The organism is Salegentibacter maritimus (assembly GCF_016236915.1).
GTDB classification, from domain to species: domain Bacteria; phylum Bacteroidota; class Bacteroidia; order Flavobacteriales; family Flavobacteriaceae; genus Salegentibacter; species Salegentibacter maritimus.
Map to the genome: position 1 here is coordinate 39,371 of NZ_JAEHOK010000021.1, position 16,667 is coordinate 56,037.

A 16,667-nucleotide genomic window follows, 5' to 3' on the forward strand; every position below is an offset into this window, starting at 1 on the left:
CTTTTTATACAACATTTTTAACGTAAAAACAGTTGAAAAAAAAGCCACGAATCCACTATTAATTTTTGTGGATTCGTGGCTACAATCTTTTTTAAAAAGATGTTTTAGTTTTTTTCTTCTTTATTAAAATAAACCAGGTAATAATACATCTGTTTTTCTTCGTCCCAGCCTTTTTCAACAAATTTATCGGCCGACTCGGCATTTACAAAATCCATTTTAATCTGGATGTTTGTGTCAAGGTTTATAACACTTTTAATTTTCTTGCGGGCATCTGTTACCGCTTTGTTGGCTATAGGGAAATTGGTAAGATCTTCAATCTTATATTTAGGAGCCTTTTCGGTTTTGTAATGTTGAAATTCAGGCACTAAATCTGGATTATCTATAACTGAATTTAAGAAGTTACTTTCTTCAAAATCGTCATTTTTAGCGAAGTAATCCATACTTCGGTTCATGAACATGACTTCTTCTTTTTTGTCTTCAGCAGGTAAAACCACGTCTTTGGCAAAGTTCTTACAGAAGTTTAAGTAACTTTTGGTGTTGTAATTTTCATCGCGCATTACATCTACTCCTAAAAAGTTTTCCAGCCAGTATTTGGTGTCATATTTATTAGAGTCTACCGAAAGGATTTTATAACCTTCAGCACGGTTTTTATTGAAAATTAGCGCACCTTTATCTAACTTATTTAAGTTGATTCCCTGTTTAACAATCATCTCCAGGATACTGCCATTTTCTTCAAACTGAAGAAAATCATGTTTTAACTCAGATTTAAAAATGCCAATTCCTGAAACTTTCTCATTATCAATTTGTAGGTTCTCAAAATAGACTACATAAACTTCTCCACTTTTAATATGCGGATGGGCAGATTGCTCAAATAATAGTGTTGTAATTTTCTTAGAAGCTTCGTGTATGTTGTCTGGATTATCAAAAACAGCATTGGCTAAATTATAAAGTTCGTTGAACTCAAGATCTGTATCGTGAGAAAATTGGAAATAATTTTCTTCCTTTTCTCTAAAAGGTTTTAGGAAATACTCCTTAATTAGTGGAGTGATCTCATCATTTAATTGATAAGGAGCAGACGAAAGAAAAATATTTTCATTTCGGCTTTTATTGCCAACTCTATGAATAGACAGCGATTCAATTTGCGCATTAAAAAGATTAATCATTCGGTATATAATTTTTTCAATTCCGTTTCGAATATACGAGATAAACCAAAGCGGAAATTTTATTTGTTGTTTATTGGCACTGCCAAAGGGTGTAATACCCGGAGACATGCCTCGAAATTAAAAATTTGTTTCCATCGAATGCCTCGTGGTAATAAGACCTTTAACTACTATGAAGTTTGAAATCTGAATACCCACGACGCTTGGAGACCGGTACAGTAAACAGTCAAGTTACACTTATTTAAGACGCCGAAGCGAGTTAGGAATGATTCCTCCGAAATCAGTTCCAGTTTTCATCAAACGAAAGGTCGTCGTAATCGTTGGTATTAAAACCCTGGTCAAAAATATCACCAGAACCGCCATCGCCATCATCCTCGCCTACAAAATCTTTATCTGGTGCATTGTCTGGAATTTGCCCGTGTACAAACATAAGGTTGGGGTAATCTCTTCCATCTTCAATTTCGCCAATCTGTGCTAACTCTATTAAAAAGGTCCACATTTTTAGAAAGTCGTACACATAGATTATGTTTCTATTATCTTCATCTAAAATAGATTCCAGGCTGGTTTCGTTCATCAATCTAACTTCACCACCCATATCAAACTGCGAAAATTCTTCGCCTTGTTCCCATTTTTCGTCACTTAAGTAGAATGAGGCCATCTCGGTACCATCAAAACCAAACGACTGTAGAATGGTGTTATGAAGATCTTCCAGGGTGTTGTCTTTTAGTATTTCTATATCTCTAAATACATCTTCCTCTGCATCAAGAATTACTCTAAATCGGTAAACCATAATTTCAAATTTTAGGGGGCAAAGTTACGAAGTTTTCAACTTTCTGCCGGCGGTAAAGCTTTCCAATAATAAATAAAATTGGAATCCAAACAAAGCCGAGGCGATTACTAAATGTAGCGATTGGGTTGTAAAAGGAAAATCGAAATTATACATGGCAATTCCCGTTATAATTTCGAGGGCTATTAGCCATAGTACCCAGTTTATTTTTCCAAAATTAAGTTGAAGTTTACGGTTTTTCCACCAAAGTACAAGGTTTACCAGTATTACAAGAATGGAGAAACTTCGGTGAATGTAAAATGTTATATCAGGATTTGCCAGCCACATTTCCCTGGCATCATAACCAAATGCTTTTATTTGTTCATCTACAATTTGCCTTACTTGAGTTCCTAAAACCACTTGAATTAAGGTAAGTGCAAGAGCCAAAACCATTAAGTTTTTAAAGGTTTTATTAGGTCTTTTAGATTGTTGTTTTTCTCCTGAAATATAGAGTAAATAAAGTAAAACTGCTACAATTACCAGGGCCATAACCATGTGTATGGTGATTCTTACCGGAGATAGAACCGAATAAACAACGGTGGCACCCAGCCACGCCTGGAACCCCATAAGAAATACACTAAGCCAGGAGAGCAAAGTGATTTTTTTGTTGCTTTTCCATTTTCTGAAAGAAAGTATAGCCATAATAAGCACAGCAAAACCAGCCAAAGCACCTGCCAACCTGTTGATATATTCTACCCAGGTATGTACGGGGTTAAAAATGGCATAATCGTGTTTGGTATAGGTGCTCCAATTTTTTTCGTTATAAACTTCTTTTGATGTGAAGTCCTCTGCAGCTACTTTTAAAGTTTCGTCAACAATAATTACCTGGCCTTTTTCATACTCTCTATTAGCCTGAAATTCCAATTCTGAGACTTCTGTTGGGGGAATGTAATAGCCGAAACATTTTGGCCAATCTGGGCAGCCCATTCCAGAGCCTGTCATTCTAACAACTGCACCGGCAACTATAACCAGGTATACGAGTATGAGGGAAATTTTAACCGATTTTCTATACATTTTTTTAAACTTTATTGGCACCGCCAAAGGGTGTAATACCCCGAGGCTTGGCTCGAAATTAAAAATTTGTTTCCAAAGAATGCCTCGTGGGCTTGCTCAGAGGTAGTTTACTTTTTAACTCGATAATAGATATTCAAATATTTCGAGGCTAGCCTTTAAAAATAAAACAAAGCTTTTGAAATTATACCTCTTAAGCCCACTGCCTACTGAGACTGCCTACTAAGACTGCTCACTGCCCACTGTTAACCCAAGTTCTTTTCCTTTTTTTAGCATTAAATTCCTTGCGGCTTCATGTTCATTAGGAATTTCTCCTTCCAGAATTGCTTCTTTAATGGCATCTTTTATAATACCAATTTCTCGCGAGGGCTTAATATTAAAAGTTTCCATAATTTCTTCGCCGGTAACCGGGGGTTGGAAATTGCGCACCTGGTCGCGCTCTTCCACCTCTTTCATTTTACTGCGAACCACTTTAAAATTGTTATGATACTTTTTAAAACGATTAGGGTTTTTAGTGGTGATATCGGCCTCACAGAGTGTCATTAGGTCTTCAATATCTTCACCCGCATCAAAGATAAGTCGGCGCACGGCAGAATCGGTTACGTCATTGTCTACAATAGCTATGGGGCGTGAACTCATTAATACCAATTTCTGTACATATTTCATCTTCTCATTAAGCGGCAGGCGAAGTCGTTTAAAGAGTTTAAATACCATTTTCGCGCCCACAAACTCATGACCGTGAAAGGTCCACCCAATTTTCTTATGAAATTTTTTGGTAGGGGCTTTCCCAATATCGTGCAATAGGGCTGCCCAGCGTAGCCAAAGATCATCGGTGTTTTCTGCAATATTATCTACCACTTCTAAAGTGTGCCAAAAATTGTCTTTGTGACGTTGACCTTCAATTTCATCTATGCCTTCCAGAGCGGTAAGTTCGGGTAAAATAATATCCAGTAAGCCTGTTTTGTGCAGCAAAGAAAATCCTTTTGAAGGTATTTTTGCCAGCATTATTTTATGCAGCTCTTCTGTAATTCTTTCTTTGGAGATAATGCGTATGCGTTTCCTGTTTCTGGTAATAGCATCTAAGGACTCTTTTTCAATTTTAAAATTTAGTTGTGTGGCAAATCTAATGGCCCGCAGCATACGCAAGGGATCGTCAGAATAAGTTATATCGGGGTCCAGTGGAGTTTTAATGATTTTGGACTGAAGATCTTCAATACCATTAAAAGGGTCTAAAAGATTTCCGAAGTTATCCTCATTTAATCCCAATGCGAGTGCATTTATAGTAAAATCACGCCGGTTTTGGTCGTCTTCCAAACTTCCATCTTCCACAAGGGGTTTTCTACTCTCTTTTTGATAGCTTTCTTTACGAGCGCCCACAAACTCTATTTCCATATCATAAGCCCGTAACATTGCGGTTCCATAATTTTTAAAAACCTGCACTTTGGGTTTATGCGGAAGTATTTGGGCTACTTTTTTAGCGAGTTGAATACCGCTGCCAACCGCAACAATGTCTATATCTTTAGGGGTGCCTCGTTGTAAAATATGATCGCGCACAAAACCTCCAATAACATAGCTTTCAAGATTTATTTCTTCTGAAGCCTGGGTGATGACCCTAAAAATATTATGGGATAACGCGCTTTTATAATTCTTCACTATTTAATTTCTTTTGAAATTTCCTGTTATCAATATGTAATTAAATGATACTGGAAAATTATATCTTTTCTAGCCACGAATACACAAATATTTATAGTACAATTCTTTTGTGATCTAATAAATCTTTGTGGAAGTTGGCTAATATGGCTAATCTGTTTTCGGAAACCTTTAAATAATTAATACATTGAGCAATATGCTTATCGTGAATATTCTCTATAGACTTTATTTCTAAAATGATTTTATCAAAAGCGATAAAATCAGCATAGAATTTGTGTCTCAGAACAACTCCTTTATAGGTGACTGAGTATTCTTTTTCTCTTTCAAAGGGAAGAATATTCAGCGAATTAAACTCAAGTTCTAATGCATCTTTATAAACTATTTCAGAAAAGCCACTTCCTAAATTATTATATTCATTGAATAGTGTGCCAACAATGACATAACTTTCATCTTTATATATAATATCGAACATAATTAGTGTATTCGTGGCGAAATAATCTATTTTCTAATCACTTTAACCTTACCATCGTTACTTAATTTAATGATAGTAGAGGGTTTAGCCGATTTCTTATTTTTTTGCAAATTTACTATATAGTCCACACCTTCTAAAATTTCGGGACTAATTTTGGCGAAACTTTCCGGTGTTTTTTCACCACTAATGTTTGCCGAGGTAGAAACGATGGGTTTACTAAATCTTTTTGCTAAATCATTACTGAATTTATCTTTGGAAACCCTAATAGCCAGGGAATTATCAGCGCCTATTAGGTTTTCGGCCACACGAATTGGATTATCGTAAATAACGGTGGTAGGTTTTCGGGCAAATTTTAAAATGTCGTAAGCTACTTCTGGTACATCTTCCACAAATTGGTTGAGCATTTTATAATCTGAAACCAAACAAATTAAGGCCTGACTTTCGTGGCGTTTTTTTAGTTTATACACTTTTTCTACCGCTCCAGGATTGGTGGCGTCACAGCCAATTCCCCAAACTGTATCGGTAGGATAAAGTATAAGCCCGCCGCGTTTTAAGATAGTAAGGGCGTTTTGTATTTCTGTTTTAAGATCTTCCATATAAAATGTTTTTGTATTCGTGTAGTGTTTTTTGCGCCATTTGTTTTGTGGTGAAATTTTCTACCACTTTTCGATGGGCGTTTTGGGTAAACCTAAGGCTTATATTGGTTTCTTTTGCCAAAAATAGGATGTGTTCGCTTAATTTTTTAGGATCTGTCGCATCAGCTAAAAGTCCGTTTTCCATATGGCTCACAATTTCGGGAATTCCTCCAACATTTGTGGCTATAACTGGAGTTTTATGGTAGAAAGCTTCATAAATTACATTAGGGACACCTTCAGAGTTAGAGGTGAGCAGTAACATATCTAACTGTAATATTAGGTTTGCGGCATTTTCTTTAAAACCCAAAAAACTGATAGATGCTTCTAAATTATTAGCTTTTACCTGTTCGAGTAATGCGGCAGTTTCAGAAGTGAAATATCCAATTTGTACAAAGTGAAATTTTTGACCGTTTTGCCGGTTTATTATTTGTTTGGCAGTTTCAATGAAAGTAGAAAGGTCCTTAGCAGGAATATGATTGCCAATATTTCCTACCAGAATATAATCTTCGGTTAAGCCAAGTTTATTTCGAAGATTACCATCAGGGCAAAGCTGTTTTTGTTTTTCAATAGAAATACCGTGATAAATGGTTCTTAAACGATTTTTATCCTTAATTTTTTCTGCAGTGATCTCTTTGGTTTTATGCGAAACACACAGAATGCGTTTAATTTTTGGATAGTTGTATTTGTAAAGTGTTTGCTCTCTGTTTTTGATGGGAAAAGAAGTCTTTTTGCTAAAAACCATTGGCGGTAAATTATAGAATTTATCGGCCAAAACAACCAGGGCAAGTGCTTTTGGATCGTGAATATGGATAAGGTCTATTCGCCTGGTCTTGCAAATTTGTATAATCTTTAAACTGTACCGAATATCGAAATTAAAGCGAAGTGGTGAAGTTTTGAACTTTAATTGATTCTCTTTGAGTCTCTTATGAAACAATCCGTTTTTTACGCATAGAATTAGATTTTCCACTTCGGGAGCCTCATTTTTAAAGGCTTCACACAGCAATTCGATTTGGTTTTCACCGCCCCCCCAATTTTTTACTGCCGATAAATGAAGGATTTTCATTAGGTCTTTCTCTTTATTCGTTGCTGCAATGTTTATATTTGTCGATTATTAAAAACTTAAGTTTTTGATTAGTCAAGCCTTAATGCGGTGGTAAAAATACTAATTTACACTGCGATATTTAGCTAATCTTTCGGTCTAATTCGGGGATGGTGTAATTATTAATAGCTTTAACTTTATTTGTTGATGAAGATTTTCATTTCAAAATATCATAAATTATCCAAGAAGAACATCGAAGAAATTCTGTTGAATTTTAATGCTATTGGGCAGTCGTTTTTTGCAGGAAAAAAACATCGCAGAAACCATATTAAAATAATTGAAAAAGAGGGGGAGAAATTCAATATAAAGTCTTTTAAACAGCCTAACTTCATTAACAGGTATGTGTATGTACTTTTTAGGGAATCTAAAGCTGAGCGCTCGTTTAAATATGCAGAAAAACTTATTAAAAAAGGAATTGGAACCCCTAAGCCTATTGCTTTTGCTGAAGAAGTTGTTAAGGGAGCTCTTACTAAAAGTTTTTATATCAGCGAGCATTTAGATTATGATCTTACATTTAGGGATTTAGATTTGACAATACCCGGCCACGAAGATATTTTACGTGCTTTTACCCGTTTCACCTTTAAACTTCATGAAAATAATATTGAGTTTTTGGACCATAGCCCCGGTAACACTTTAATTCAGCTAAATAACGGCGATTATAAGTTTTACCTGGTAGATTTAAATAGAATGAATTTTAAACCGCTTAATTTTACCGAGCGGATGAAAAATTTTGCCAGGCTTACTCCCGATAATGAAAAGATTGAAATTATGGCCGATGAATATGCAGAACTCATAGAAAAGTCGGAAACCGAAGTCTTTAAAAAAATGTGGTTTTTTGCCCATTCTTTTTTTGTAAAAAGGGCTAAGAATAGGGAACTGAAGCAAAGGTTTAAAAATTTTGTCGGAATTAAATAAGCGAATATAAAATTAAGGTTCTTGTCCTAAAGTTTTGAAATTGATATTTTCAATTAAATAACATCAAGAAATCTTAGAGTTTTTTTGTAGTATTAACCAAAGTTTAAAGTAAGCTCTTCCAATAAGAAATGAATTATTTCTTTAGGAGGGTTATGAATAAAATTAAAATGTTTAGCTCAATAAAATGAGGTGATGTTTTAAGTTTAAAATAGTCATTTATAATTTAGAATAATGTTTCAGCACTATATTGTTACTCGTTTCAATTTAAGAGCGAAAGACTGGACTACTACAAAAAATAACGAAGAAGTGCTAACTGATGAATGGTTAGAGGAGCGTTTTGATTTATTCGAGAATTATTGTTTTGCATCGGTAAAAAACCAAACTAACCAAAACTTTAAGTGGTTGGTTTTTTTTGATATTAATACTCCTGAAATCTATAAACAGAAGGTAGTAGATTACAAAAGTGACTACGAAAATTTTGTTCCCGTTTTTATTGACGGTATGAAAAATTTCCTTCCCGAAATTGTAAAAACTATTAGTAATCTTGATTCCCAGGAATATATAATAACCTCACGGCTAGATAACGACGATTGTATTCACCAGAATTATACAGATGTTGTGCAAAGTTATTTTAATAAACAAGAGCATCAAGCGCTTGATATAATTGATGGTTATACTTTAGAAACCGGTAAAAATACCCGTTTGGGTGCTTTAAGAAAATTAAATAATCCATTTATTAGTCTTATAGAAAAGAAAGATGATTTTAAAACTGTTTGGTTTCGAAATCGTCATGGCTCCTGGAAATATGAAAAAAATCTGGTTAGAATAAAAAATCAAAGACTCTGGTTAAGTATAATTCATTCTAAAAATAAAGTGAATAGATTTTGGGGATATGGAAATATAAACCCTGAAAAAATCTATGATTTTAATATTTCTAAAACCCGAACAACAGAAATCTTTAAAAGTTTAGTGAGTTTTAATTCATGGCGATTATTGAGTTTTAAAAATAGGGTAAAGTTAATTAGCAAAGAAGTTTACAAAAAAATTAAAGCGGCTATAGGGCTTTATAGAAATACCTGAATTAAATAAAGTACAGGAACTTCTCTAATTTACTCCATAATCTGGATTTAATGCTTCAAGGCTTGTTACCAGGGAACATCTTAGCTTTCACTTAATCGCTTTTTTATCCAAAGTAAAATATAATTTAATATTTCGTCATTGGCCATATCCAGGGTTTGAAAGGTGAGAAAAAGTTTCTTTTGGTTTTTTTCAAACCATTTCAATTTTAGTTTTGTTGACGATAAATTTTTATACGACCTGAAGTAAGTTAACTGCGAGTAACTACGATAATGGTAAGTGTTATTCTTAATTTCCAGATGCTCAGATAAGGAAGATAGCAGAAATTGATTTGGATTTCTAAATCTGTGTTGAATATTGTTTCTAAGTAAAGAATCTTCTTTAAAAAATTTTGTTAGAGTTGATTTTCTTACACTAACCGGAGTATGAAATCGTCTAACATATTTATCCATTTTCGCCATTTTGGCGCTGTTTTGTTGTAGTTTTTTAAAACTGATTTTATCCTTTTTTGTAGAAACATCCAGGAAGTTTAAAAATTCATGATATGATTTTCGTAATGTTTTGTTTTCATTGAAGTCTTGCCATTTACCTCTTATGATAGGTTCTCCATTAATAAAAAAATCATCTACAGAGACTTCTTTCATTACAAAAGTATCATCATTAAAAATAATAAAGTGCTCAGATAAGTTGGGGATTCTATACAACATAGATATAATAGAACACGAGTTAAAGGTGGGGAGGTATTCTTCAAATCCCCTAAAAATAATTTCGTGATCTACCAGTTCTAAGTTCATACCTTTCTTTTGAGCTAATGATTTTAGGTGATCAAAAGATTCGGGCGATTGATTATCGGTTACTAAAAAAATATTCCTAATAAAAGGCGCAAATTTGATTATAGATTTAATAGCCATATCAATTTCCCCAATTGAATTGTATCTTTTTAAGTGTTTTTTAGAGGAGAAATTTATAGGAGATTTAGAATAATCATTAATTTTTTTTTGCCAATTTTTGTCGTCGCCATCTACCCATGTTATAACGGCATCAACGGGAATATCTTCTAGAGATTCTTTCATTCTTTGAAAATTTAACCTGGTAATTTAGGTTTTAATTTGAATTATTCACTGAAAAATAAGGATTAATTTACCTTTTGTTTAAATGCTAAATTATAATATTCAAAAAAAAAGTAGCAAATTTAATACGTTAAAATCACTTAAGCGCTATTTAATTGTGGGTGGTTTCCGGTAAGTCTTTAAAGGATAGAAATTAAGGTTTTTGCGAACTTTTAGCTTTCGTATAATATTTAAGGGTTTAGGTTTTAAATGACTTTTATCGGCATGTAGAAATTTTATTGATGCATCTATTAAGCGCGCGCTAGACTTGCCATCTTTATAGGGGTGCATATTTTTATTAAATTCCTGGATTTCTTCAAGTAAATTCACATCAGGATCAAGTGCATTTTCTATTGCGCTTTCAATTTTTTCAACCTGGGTGATATTTAGTAAGTGTTTTCCGGGTTGTGAGTTTCTAAAAGTTACTACCGGTTTTTCTTGAAGCAAAAATTCAGTTACTACAGAGGTAGAATCGGCAAACAGTACATCGCTTTCTCGAAATAAAGGGATCAAATCTGTAGTATCGTAATAGGTGAGGTTTTTCCCTTGTATGTCTATAAATTTTTGAACACGTTCCTGCGGAATTTTTGGGTGGAGCACTACTTTAAAATTCCAATTTCCTTTTTTCGAAATGCGTTTTATTTCCTCTATCACATCATCATTATAGGCTAAACTCAGTTTTTTACTAAAGGTAGAGGAAATTAAGATACTAGGTTTTTCCCGCGGAATTTCTTCTAGCGGAAACAGGGGATCTAATTTGGGCCAACCGGTTTCTACTACTTCAAAGTGTCTATATTTTTTCTGCAACTCTTTAAAAGGTTGTGTAGTAAACGGTCCTTGAGTTGAATATAGATCGAAAAATCCGCGAATTCTAAAGTGCCCCTTTTTAAAATTACGTTTACTGGGGGCAATCCCATGAAATACCTGTACTTTTAAACCCGGGAGAAAATCGGCTATACTGTTGGTAATACTTAAAATAATATGGGGGTTGTAATCAATGGCCTGGTGAATATCATCTACCACAAGCTTATCTTTACTAAATTTCTTTTTGGTTTCCGGTTCATCAGCAAACCATTTTACCTGGTATCCACGTTTTTTAATTTCTTCTTCCAGGGGCTCACCAATTGGAAAAGCATAGGTATAACTGATATAAATAAGAAACCGATAATTCATATGTTGAGGTTTTTTAAAAACTCACTTAATTTTAATTCCATGAGCTCGGGATTTAATTTTTGATATAACCTGTCATTTTTAAGTTTGCTGAAGCGGGGTGTATTGTTTTTGAAAAGATGTGGTTCGAAGTCCTCCAAATGTATTGAAACCTGTTTTACATTATCTTCATAAATCGCCCAATAATTCTTTTTTACAATTGGGGAGTGTATAGAAAAACCTGGTATACCCAGTGCTTTCATAATATTGGCAGCTCCACCTTCATTTCCAAAATAAAGATCACAGTTAGCCGCGTTAAGTATAAAACCTTTTAATGAGTTTTCATAGATATCAAGAAAAATACGTGATTGGGTTTGGGGACTGCACAGGTTGTAAATTTTTTTTGCTTCAGCATTTTGCATGGGCAAATAGTTAAATAATATCTGCGCTTCTGGTATTTGTTTTACAATTTTATCCAATAAAAATGCCATATAAGCTTTAGGATAAGATTTTGTGGTGGAACTTCCCAGTACACCGCACATAATTACCGGTTGGTCTATGTCTATTCCTTGCTTTTTCAGCTTCTTTCTAAAAGTCTCTTTTTCTTTGGGAGAGATAAAAATTTTAGGTCTAAGCGCTATAGGAAAGCTCTGGTCCAGACCTTTTAAAAGTTGCATTCTGTTCTCTATGGCGAGACCTGCACTAGTTTGGGGATTTTCTTTATAACTGAAAGTTTTTGTATAAAACAGTCGGGTATAATTTTTATCAAAACCAAGTCTTCTAGGTGCCCCTGCAAAGTAGGTAATAATGCCTGAACTTATTTTAGAGTAAATGTCAATTATTATAGAATAAGATTCATTACGAATAAAACTCAAAAACTTTAGAAATTTTAAAGGGTTTCTTCCTGTCTCTGGTTTATACTCAATAAGCTTATCTATAAATGGATTGTTTTCTACTACCGGCTTTGTGTGTGGGTAAATTAAATAATGTAATTCAGCATTCGGATATTTCTTCCGAAGGGCTTCAAATAAGATTGAGGATGTGAGCACATCCCCAATCATTTTTTGCTGAATTATAAGTATTTTCATACGTTTTTTTCACTCGCCTCACAGCAAAGTTTATAAGATAAGACCTTATACCGCTACATCATACTCACGTAGTGCATCGTTTAGCGATGTCTTTTTATTGGTAGATTCTTTACGTTTACCAATAATTAAAGCACAGGGAACATTAAATTCTCCCGCAGGGAATTTTTTGGTATAACTTCCCGGGATAACCACCGATCTTGCCGGAACAATTCCCTTCATTTCTTTAGGCTCTTCGCCGGTAACATCTATAATTTTAGTAGAAGCGGTAAGTACAACGTTAGCGCCTAAAACAGCCTCTTTTTCAACTTTAACACCTTCTACCACAATACTCCTAGAACCTAAAAAGGCGTTGTCTTCTATAATTACAGGAGAAGCCTGTAGCGGTTCTAAAACCCCTCCAATTCCTACACCACCACTAAGATGAACGTTTTTGCCAATTTGAGCACAACTTCCTACGGTAGCCCAGGTATCTACCATAGTACCTTCGTCTACATAAGCACCAATATTTACATAGCTAGGCATCATAATTACTCCGCTAGAAATATAGGCCCCGTGTCTTGCAACCGCGTTAGGAACTACTCGAATTCCTTTTTCTTTATAACCGTTTTTTAGTGGGATTTTATCGTGATATTCAAAAATGCCAGCCTCTAAAGTCTCCATTTGCTGAATAGGGAAGTAAAGCACCACGCCCTTTTTAACCCATTCGTTCACTTTCCAACCATTTTCAGTCGGTTCGGCAGTTCTTAACTTCCCTGAGTCTAATAGCGAAACAACTTCGCGTATAGCTGCTATGGTTTCTGTATCTTTTAGTAAATCCCGGTTTTCCCAGGCTTCATTGATCTTAGCTTCTAAATGATCCATAATATTATTCTTGATTTTCAGCAAATATAAGAGCTTAAAGCTAATTTTTGGTTCTAAAGCAATATAAACCTTACCTTTGCGCAAATTTTGAAGATGGCACGAATTATGGCACTTGATTTTGGGACAAAACGCACCGGTATTGCCGTTAGTGATGAACTTAAAATGATTGCCTCTGGACTAACTACTGTAAAAACCCCAGAGCTTCTGGAGTTCCTTGAAAAATATTTTAAAGAGGAAAAAGTGGAACTGGTGTTGGTAGGGGAGCCTAAACAAAAAGACGATACAGCTTCAGCAGTAGAAGTTTATATTCAGCAGTTTTTAAAAATTTTTATTAAAAAGTTTCCTGAAATGCCTTTTAAGAGAGTAGACGAACGTTTTACTTCCAAGATGGCTTTTCAGTCTATGATAGATAGCGGTGTAAAAAAGAAAAAACGCAGGGATAAAGCGCTTATAGATGAAGTTAGTGCTACCATAATCCTGCAGACTTATTTGTATGAGTGAGCTTAAAATGTATAATGCCTATTGAATAATTTATAATTTAAGTTGTTTAATTTTATGAAAACTGACTTAATTAATCGTTCCAATGTTTTTGCACATAAATGCGTAAAACTAGCAATAAATCTTCCAAAAAATAAATTAGGAAGCCATATTGAGGGTCAGTTAATTAGGTGTAGTACTTCGGTTGCAGCTAATTTAGGCCGCATGTTTAGGGCAATCAAAAAAAGCTTTTATTTCAAAATTAGGAATAGTAATTGAAGAAGCTGATGAATGTATTTTCTGGATAGAATTCGCGAAAGATGAAGATCTGCTAAATGAGAAAGATTCAAAGGAATTGATAATTGAAGCCAAGAGCTGACATCTATCTTTATCGCGTCTGGAATCACGGCGGTAAGAAACCAAATTTCCGGGAAATGATATTATAAATTATTCATTATAAAATATAAATTCTAAGAAGAATGATTTTACCAATTGTAGCGTACGGAGATCCGGTTTTGCGAAAAAAGTGCAAAGATATCTCTGAAGATTATCCAAAACTGGATGAGTTAATAGAAAATATGTGGGCAACTATGTATAATGCTTATGGCGTAGGCTTAGCGGCACCACAAGTTGGCCTGCCAATTCGTTTGTTCCTTGTAGACTCGAGCCCGTTTGCAGAAGATGAGGAATTAGAGTTACAGGAACGCGAAGAACTCAAAAAACTAAAAAGAGTTTTTATAAATCCAAAAATTGTAGAAGAAGAAGGAGATGAGTGGGCTTTTAACGAAGGCTGTTTAAGTATTCCTGAAATTAGGGAAGACGTTTTTAGAAAGCCTAAAATAGTGATAGAGTACCAGGATGAGAATTTTAAGGAGCATAGGGAGACTTTTACAGGACTGTCAGCCAGGGTTATTCAGCATGAATACGACCACATTGAAGGAATTTTATTTACCGATAAACTATCCAGTTTAAAAAAGCGTTTACTAAAAAGTAAACTTGCGAATATTTCAAAAGGGAAGATTAAAATTGAGTATAAAATGCGTTTTCCCGAAATGAAAAAAGGCCGTTAATTGTATTGTTAAAGATTTAGAGAAGGTTGCGTGTCTTGATGGTTACCCCAGGCTTAGTTGAACATTATTTTTGAGTATTAGGAATATTGGGGAAGCTTTGTAACTACAAATATTTATGAGTTATCTCATAAATATTCCGGGCTAATCACTTTGATAAGTTGTTTTGGCAGCTGATATTTGCCAGCCTAAAAATAAAATCTGACAATAGGATTACAAAAACATTATTTAGAAAACTATTTATAATGCTGGGCCAAGGCCCACAAAATAATAACCTCGTCGAGGAATTAAAGATATACTATGGGATTAGATAAGATATTAGCGATTTCGGGAAAACCCGGTTTATACGAACTTACTGCACAAAGCCGCGGAGGATTTATTGTAAAATCTATTCCTGACGGAAAAAAAATGGCAGTAAATATTCGTCATAATGTAAGTTTGTTGAGTGAGATTGCCATTTACACATATACCGAAGAAGTGCCATTGGCAGAAATATTTGAAAAAATAAAGGAGAAAGAAGATGGTGGCGAAACTATAAACCATAAGTCTTCTAAAGCCGAGTTGGAAAAGTATTTTGCCGAGATCCTGCCAGACTATGATGTAGATCGTGTATATGCCAGCGATTTGAAAAAAATATTTCAGTGGTATAACCTGCTTATTAAAAACGGTATTACCGATTTCTCTACCGAGGAAGAAACATCAGCAGAAAAAGATACTTCTGGAGAGGAAGAATAAAGATTTCTGCTGTCATTGAGGGATGAAGATAGTCAACCTTTCAAGAGGTTACTTCACTTTGTTCTTAATGGCGTTAATTAATAAAACCTCACAGGTTCAAAAGCTGTGAGGTTTTTTGTTTAAAAATACGTCATCCTGATTTCTATGACACTTGCAAGTTATTATTATATATTTTTTGATTTTTTATGATGGCAAAAATTCTATGAATGATCTTATTTCTTACAGCATTTAAGACGCTCATTTTGTTTTTGCCTTCATTTACCTTTCGATGGTAATATTGTTTTAAATCAGAAGGCAATTGGATCGCCCTCATGGCTGCTAAATGCAGTATTTTCTTAATGCCTTTATCTGCATAGATAGAAACCGATGCCCTACCAAAAACAGAAGTTCCTGAACTTTTTGAAAATGGCGCCACTCCAGCATAACAGGCAAATTTACGAGGATTTGTGATCGATTTAAATGCATTTGTTTTAATCAACATATTCCACGATAAAATAGGACCTACTCCAGGAATAGCACGTATTAAATGGTATTGGTGCTTCAATACACTATTGTGCTCAATAACCTCAATTATTGATTTGTCGGTTTGTTTTATTTTTTCAGTTAGTAATTGAATAAGTTCAGCTCCGTGCTCTTCCAGTTGCGGCAAGTCAAGATCTGCAATCAGTAGGTTTTCTTTGTTTTTTGCTTTGAGTTGGGCTCTTTGCTTAATTAACAGGTTCCTATGGGATATAAGTGCTTTCAGCTTTTCTATTCCCGGTTCTGGTTTTTGATGTGGTTCGAGTTCTGTGTGGTTTTTTTCCAGGAATTTAGCAATACGGAAGGCATCTATAATATCATCTTTTCCTCTGGTGAGTCCAATACTTTTGTGTAAATGCAAAGGATTTACTTCGTAAAAAACGATATTTAAAGAGGTTAAGACTTCAATAATCTTACGGCCATATCGCCCCGTATTCTCAATACAGACTTTTAAACTTTGTGGCTTTGAGCCACTAAAAAAAACTTTTATAGCTTTTTTGTTGTTATCAATACGTTTGGCCAGTTTCTTCTCACCTTTTATAGAACAAATATCCAATGTGTTTTTACTGATATCAATACCTACAAAAGTCAATGAATTTTTCATAATTTTGGTTTTAGTTATGAATGGATTAAATTAAATAGGACTCAATTCCTTAATAATGGGCTTTTAATCCCGAATTTCTATTTGAGTTACTATTTAGGGAAAGAGTAGGTACTGAATCAGCATATAGCTCTTTTAACTGGAACTTGTTATAGTTAGCCTACTCTTTTTTAATCCTTAATTTACACAAATTTTACTCTTGCAAGTCTAAAGGAA

The 16,667-nt window shown here is 34.3% G+C and carries 17 protein-coding genes and 1 pseudogene; 6 read left to right on the forward strand and 12 right to left on the reverse strand.

All coding sequences use genetic code 11. From position 1 onward, the window contains the following. Positions 1-104 precede the first annotated feature (104 nt). The 7 genes from I6U49_RS13910 to I6U49_RS13940 all read right to left on the reverse strand — a co-directional run bounded on the left by I6U49_RS13910 (position 105) and on the right by I6U49_RS13940 (position 6,817). Complete coding sequence (locus I6U49_RS13910) at positions 105-1,163, reverse strand: nucleoid-associated protein (RefSeq protein WP_193711245.1); 1,059 nt, start codon at positions 1,161-1,163, stop codon at positions 105-107. A 277-nt stretch (positions 1,164-1,440) separates the two neighbouring features. Next, on the reverse strand, positions 1,441-1,950 hold the full coding sequence (locus I6U49_RS13915; RefSeq protein WP_193711004.1) for an IS1096 element passenger TnpR family protein: 510 nt from the start codon (positions 1,948-1,950) through the stop codon (positions 1,441-1,443). A 24-nt stretch (positions 1,951-1,974) separates the two neighbouring features. Then, positions 1,975-3,000, reverse strand: a complete 1,026-nt coding sequence (locus tag I6U49_RS13920; protein ID WP_198629270.1) for a COX15/CtaA family protein — start codon at positions 2,998-3,000, stop codon at positions 1,975-1,977. Between the two features lie 219 nt (positions 3,001-3,219). Next, positions 3,220-4,650, reverse strand: coding sequence for a CCA tRNA nucleotidyltransferase (locus tag I6U49_RS13925; protein WP_198629271.1), 1,431 nt, complete (start codon positions 4,648-4,650; stop codon positions 3,220-3,222). A 91-nt stretch (positions 4,651-4,741) separates the two neighbouring features. Then, a complete protein-coding gene (locus I6U49_RS13930; RefSeq protein WP_198629272.1) occupies positions 4,742-5,119 on the reverse strand; it encodes a GxxExxY protein in 378 nt (125 codons plus the stop codon). A 26-nt stretch (positions 5,120-5,145) separates the two neighbouring features. Then, complete coding sequence (locus tag I6U49_RS13935; protein ID WP_198629273.1) at positions 5,146-5,715, reverse strand: L-threonylcarbamoyladenylate synthase; 570 nt, start codon at positions 5,713-5,715, stop codon at positions 5,146-5,148. Then, on the reverse strand, positions 5,702-6,817 hold the full coding sequence (locus I6U49_RS13940) for a glycosyltransferase family 4 protein (RefSeq protein ID WP_198629274.1): 1,116 nt from the start codon (positions 6,815-6,817) through the stop codon (positions 5,702-5,704). The genes I6U49_RS13935 and I6U49_RS13940 overlap by 14 nt, the downstream gene beginning before the upstream one ends. Before the next feature lie 183 nt (positions 6,818-7,000). Between I6U49_RS13940 and I6U49_RS13945 the strand changes: the two genes are divergently transcribed. Together I6U49_RS13945 and I6U49_RS13950 are read left to right on the forward strand one after the other, a co-directional pair. After that, positions 7,001-7,768 (forward strand): lipopolysaccharide kinase InaA family protein, encoded by a 768-nt coding sequence (locus tag I6U49_RS13945; RefSeq protein ID WP_198629275.1) that lies wholly within the window; start codon positions 7,001-7,003, stop codon positions 7,766-7,768. 231 nt (positions 7,769-7,999) lie between these two features. Continuing rightward, on the forward strand, positions 8,000-8,848 hold the full coding sequence (locus I6U49_RS13950) for a glycosyltransferase (protein ID WP_198629276.1): 849 nt from the start codon (positions 8,000-8,002) through the stop codon (positions 8,846-8,848). An 80-nt stretch (positions 8,849-8,928) separates the two neighbouring features. On the opposite strand, the gene I6U49_RS13955 is transcribed toward I6U49_RS13950, so the two are convergent. From I6U49_RS13955 to I6U49_RS13970, 4 genes are all read right to left on the reverse strand, one after another. Then, positions 8,929-9,918: a Stealth CR1 domain-containing protein gene (locus I6U49_RS13955; protein WP_193710997.1), complete on the reverse strand. Its 990-nt coding sequence runs from the start codon at positions 9,916-9,918 to the stop codon at positions 8,929-8,931. A gap of 144 nt (positions 9,919-10,062) precedes the next feature. Then, complete coding sequence (locus I6U49_RS13960; RefSeq protein WP_198629277.1) at positions 10,063-11,127, reverse strand: CDP-glycerol glycerophosphotransferase family protein; 1,065 nt, start codon at positions 11,125-11,127, stop codon at positions 10,063-10,065. After that, positions 11,124-12,191 carry a glycosyltransferase family 9 protein gene (locus I6U49_RS13965; RefSeq protein WP_198629278.1) on the reverse strand — a complete coding sequence of 356 codons (1,068 nt, stop codon included), beginning with the start codon at positions 12,189-12,191 and terminating at the stop codon, positions 11,124-11,126. The genes I6U49_RS13960 and I6U49_RS13965 overlap by 4 nt, the downstream gene beginning before the upstream one ends. A 45-nt stretch (positions 12,192-12,236) precedes the next feature. After that, entirely contained in the window at positions 12,237-13,052 is an 816-nt protein-coding gene (locus I6U49_RS13970; protein ID WP_193710994.1) for a 2,3,4,5-tetrahydropyridine-2,6-dicarboxylate N-succinyltransferase, read from the reverse strand. A 93-nt stretch (positions 13,053-13,145) separates the two neighbouring features. On the opposite strand from I6U49_RS13970, the gene ruvX reads away from it, so the two are divergent. The 4 genes and pseudogenes from ruvX (at position 13,146) to I6U49_RS13990 (ending at position 15,331) form a co-directional block, all read left to right on the forward strand. Further along, positions 13,146-13,553, forward strand: coding sequence for a Holliday junction resolvase RuvX (gene ruvX / locus I6U49_RS13975; protein ID WP_198629279.1), 408 nt, complete (start codon positions 13,146-13,148; stop codon positions 13,551-13,553). A gap of 214 nt (positions 13,554-13,767) precedes the next feature. After that, a pseudogene (locus I6U49_RS17300) lies at positions 13,768-13,908 on the forward strand (four helix bundle protein); the annotation flags it as partial. A gap of 100 nt (positions 13,909-14,008) precedes the next feature. Next, on the forward strand, positions 14,009-14,599 hold the full coding sequence (def, locus tag I6U49_RS13985; RefSeq protein WP_198629280.1) for a peptide deformylase: 591 nt from the start codon (positions 14,009-14,011) through the stop codon (positions 14,597-14,599). Positions 14,600-14,896: 297 nt separating this feature from the next. Beyond that, positions 14,897-15,331 carry a DUF5606 family protein gene (locus I6U49_RS13990; RefSeq protein WP_193710992.1) on the forward strand — a complete coding sequence of 145 codons (435 nt, stop codon included), beginning with the start codon at positions 14,897-14,899 and terminating at the stop codon, positions 15,329-15,331. A gap of 142 nt (positions 15,332-15,473) precedes the next feature. Here the strand turns inward: I6U49_RS13990 and I6U49_RS13995 are convergent, their stop codons facing one another. Then, positions 15,474-16,454, reverse strand: coding sequence for an IS110 family RNA-guided transposase (locus I6U49_RS13995; protein WP_198627550.1), 981 nt, complete (start codon positions 16,452-16,454; stop codon positions 15,474-15,476). Between the last annotated feature and the right edge of the window lie 213 nt (positions 16,455-16,667).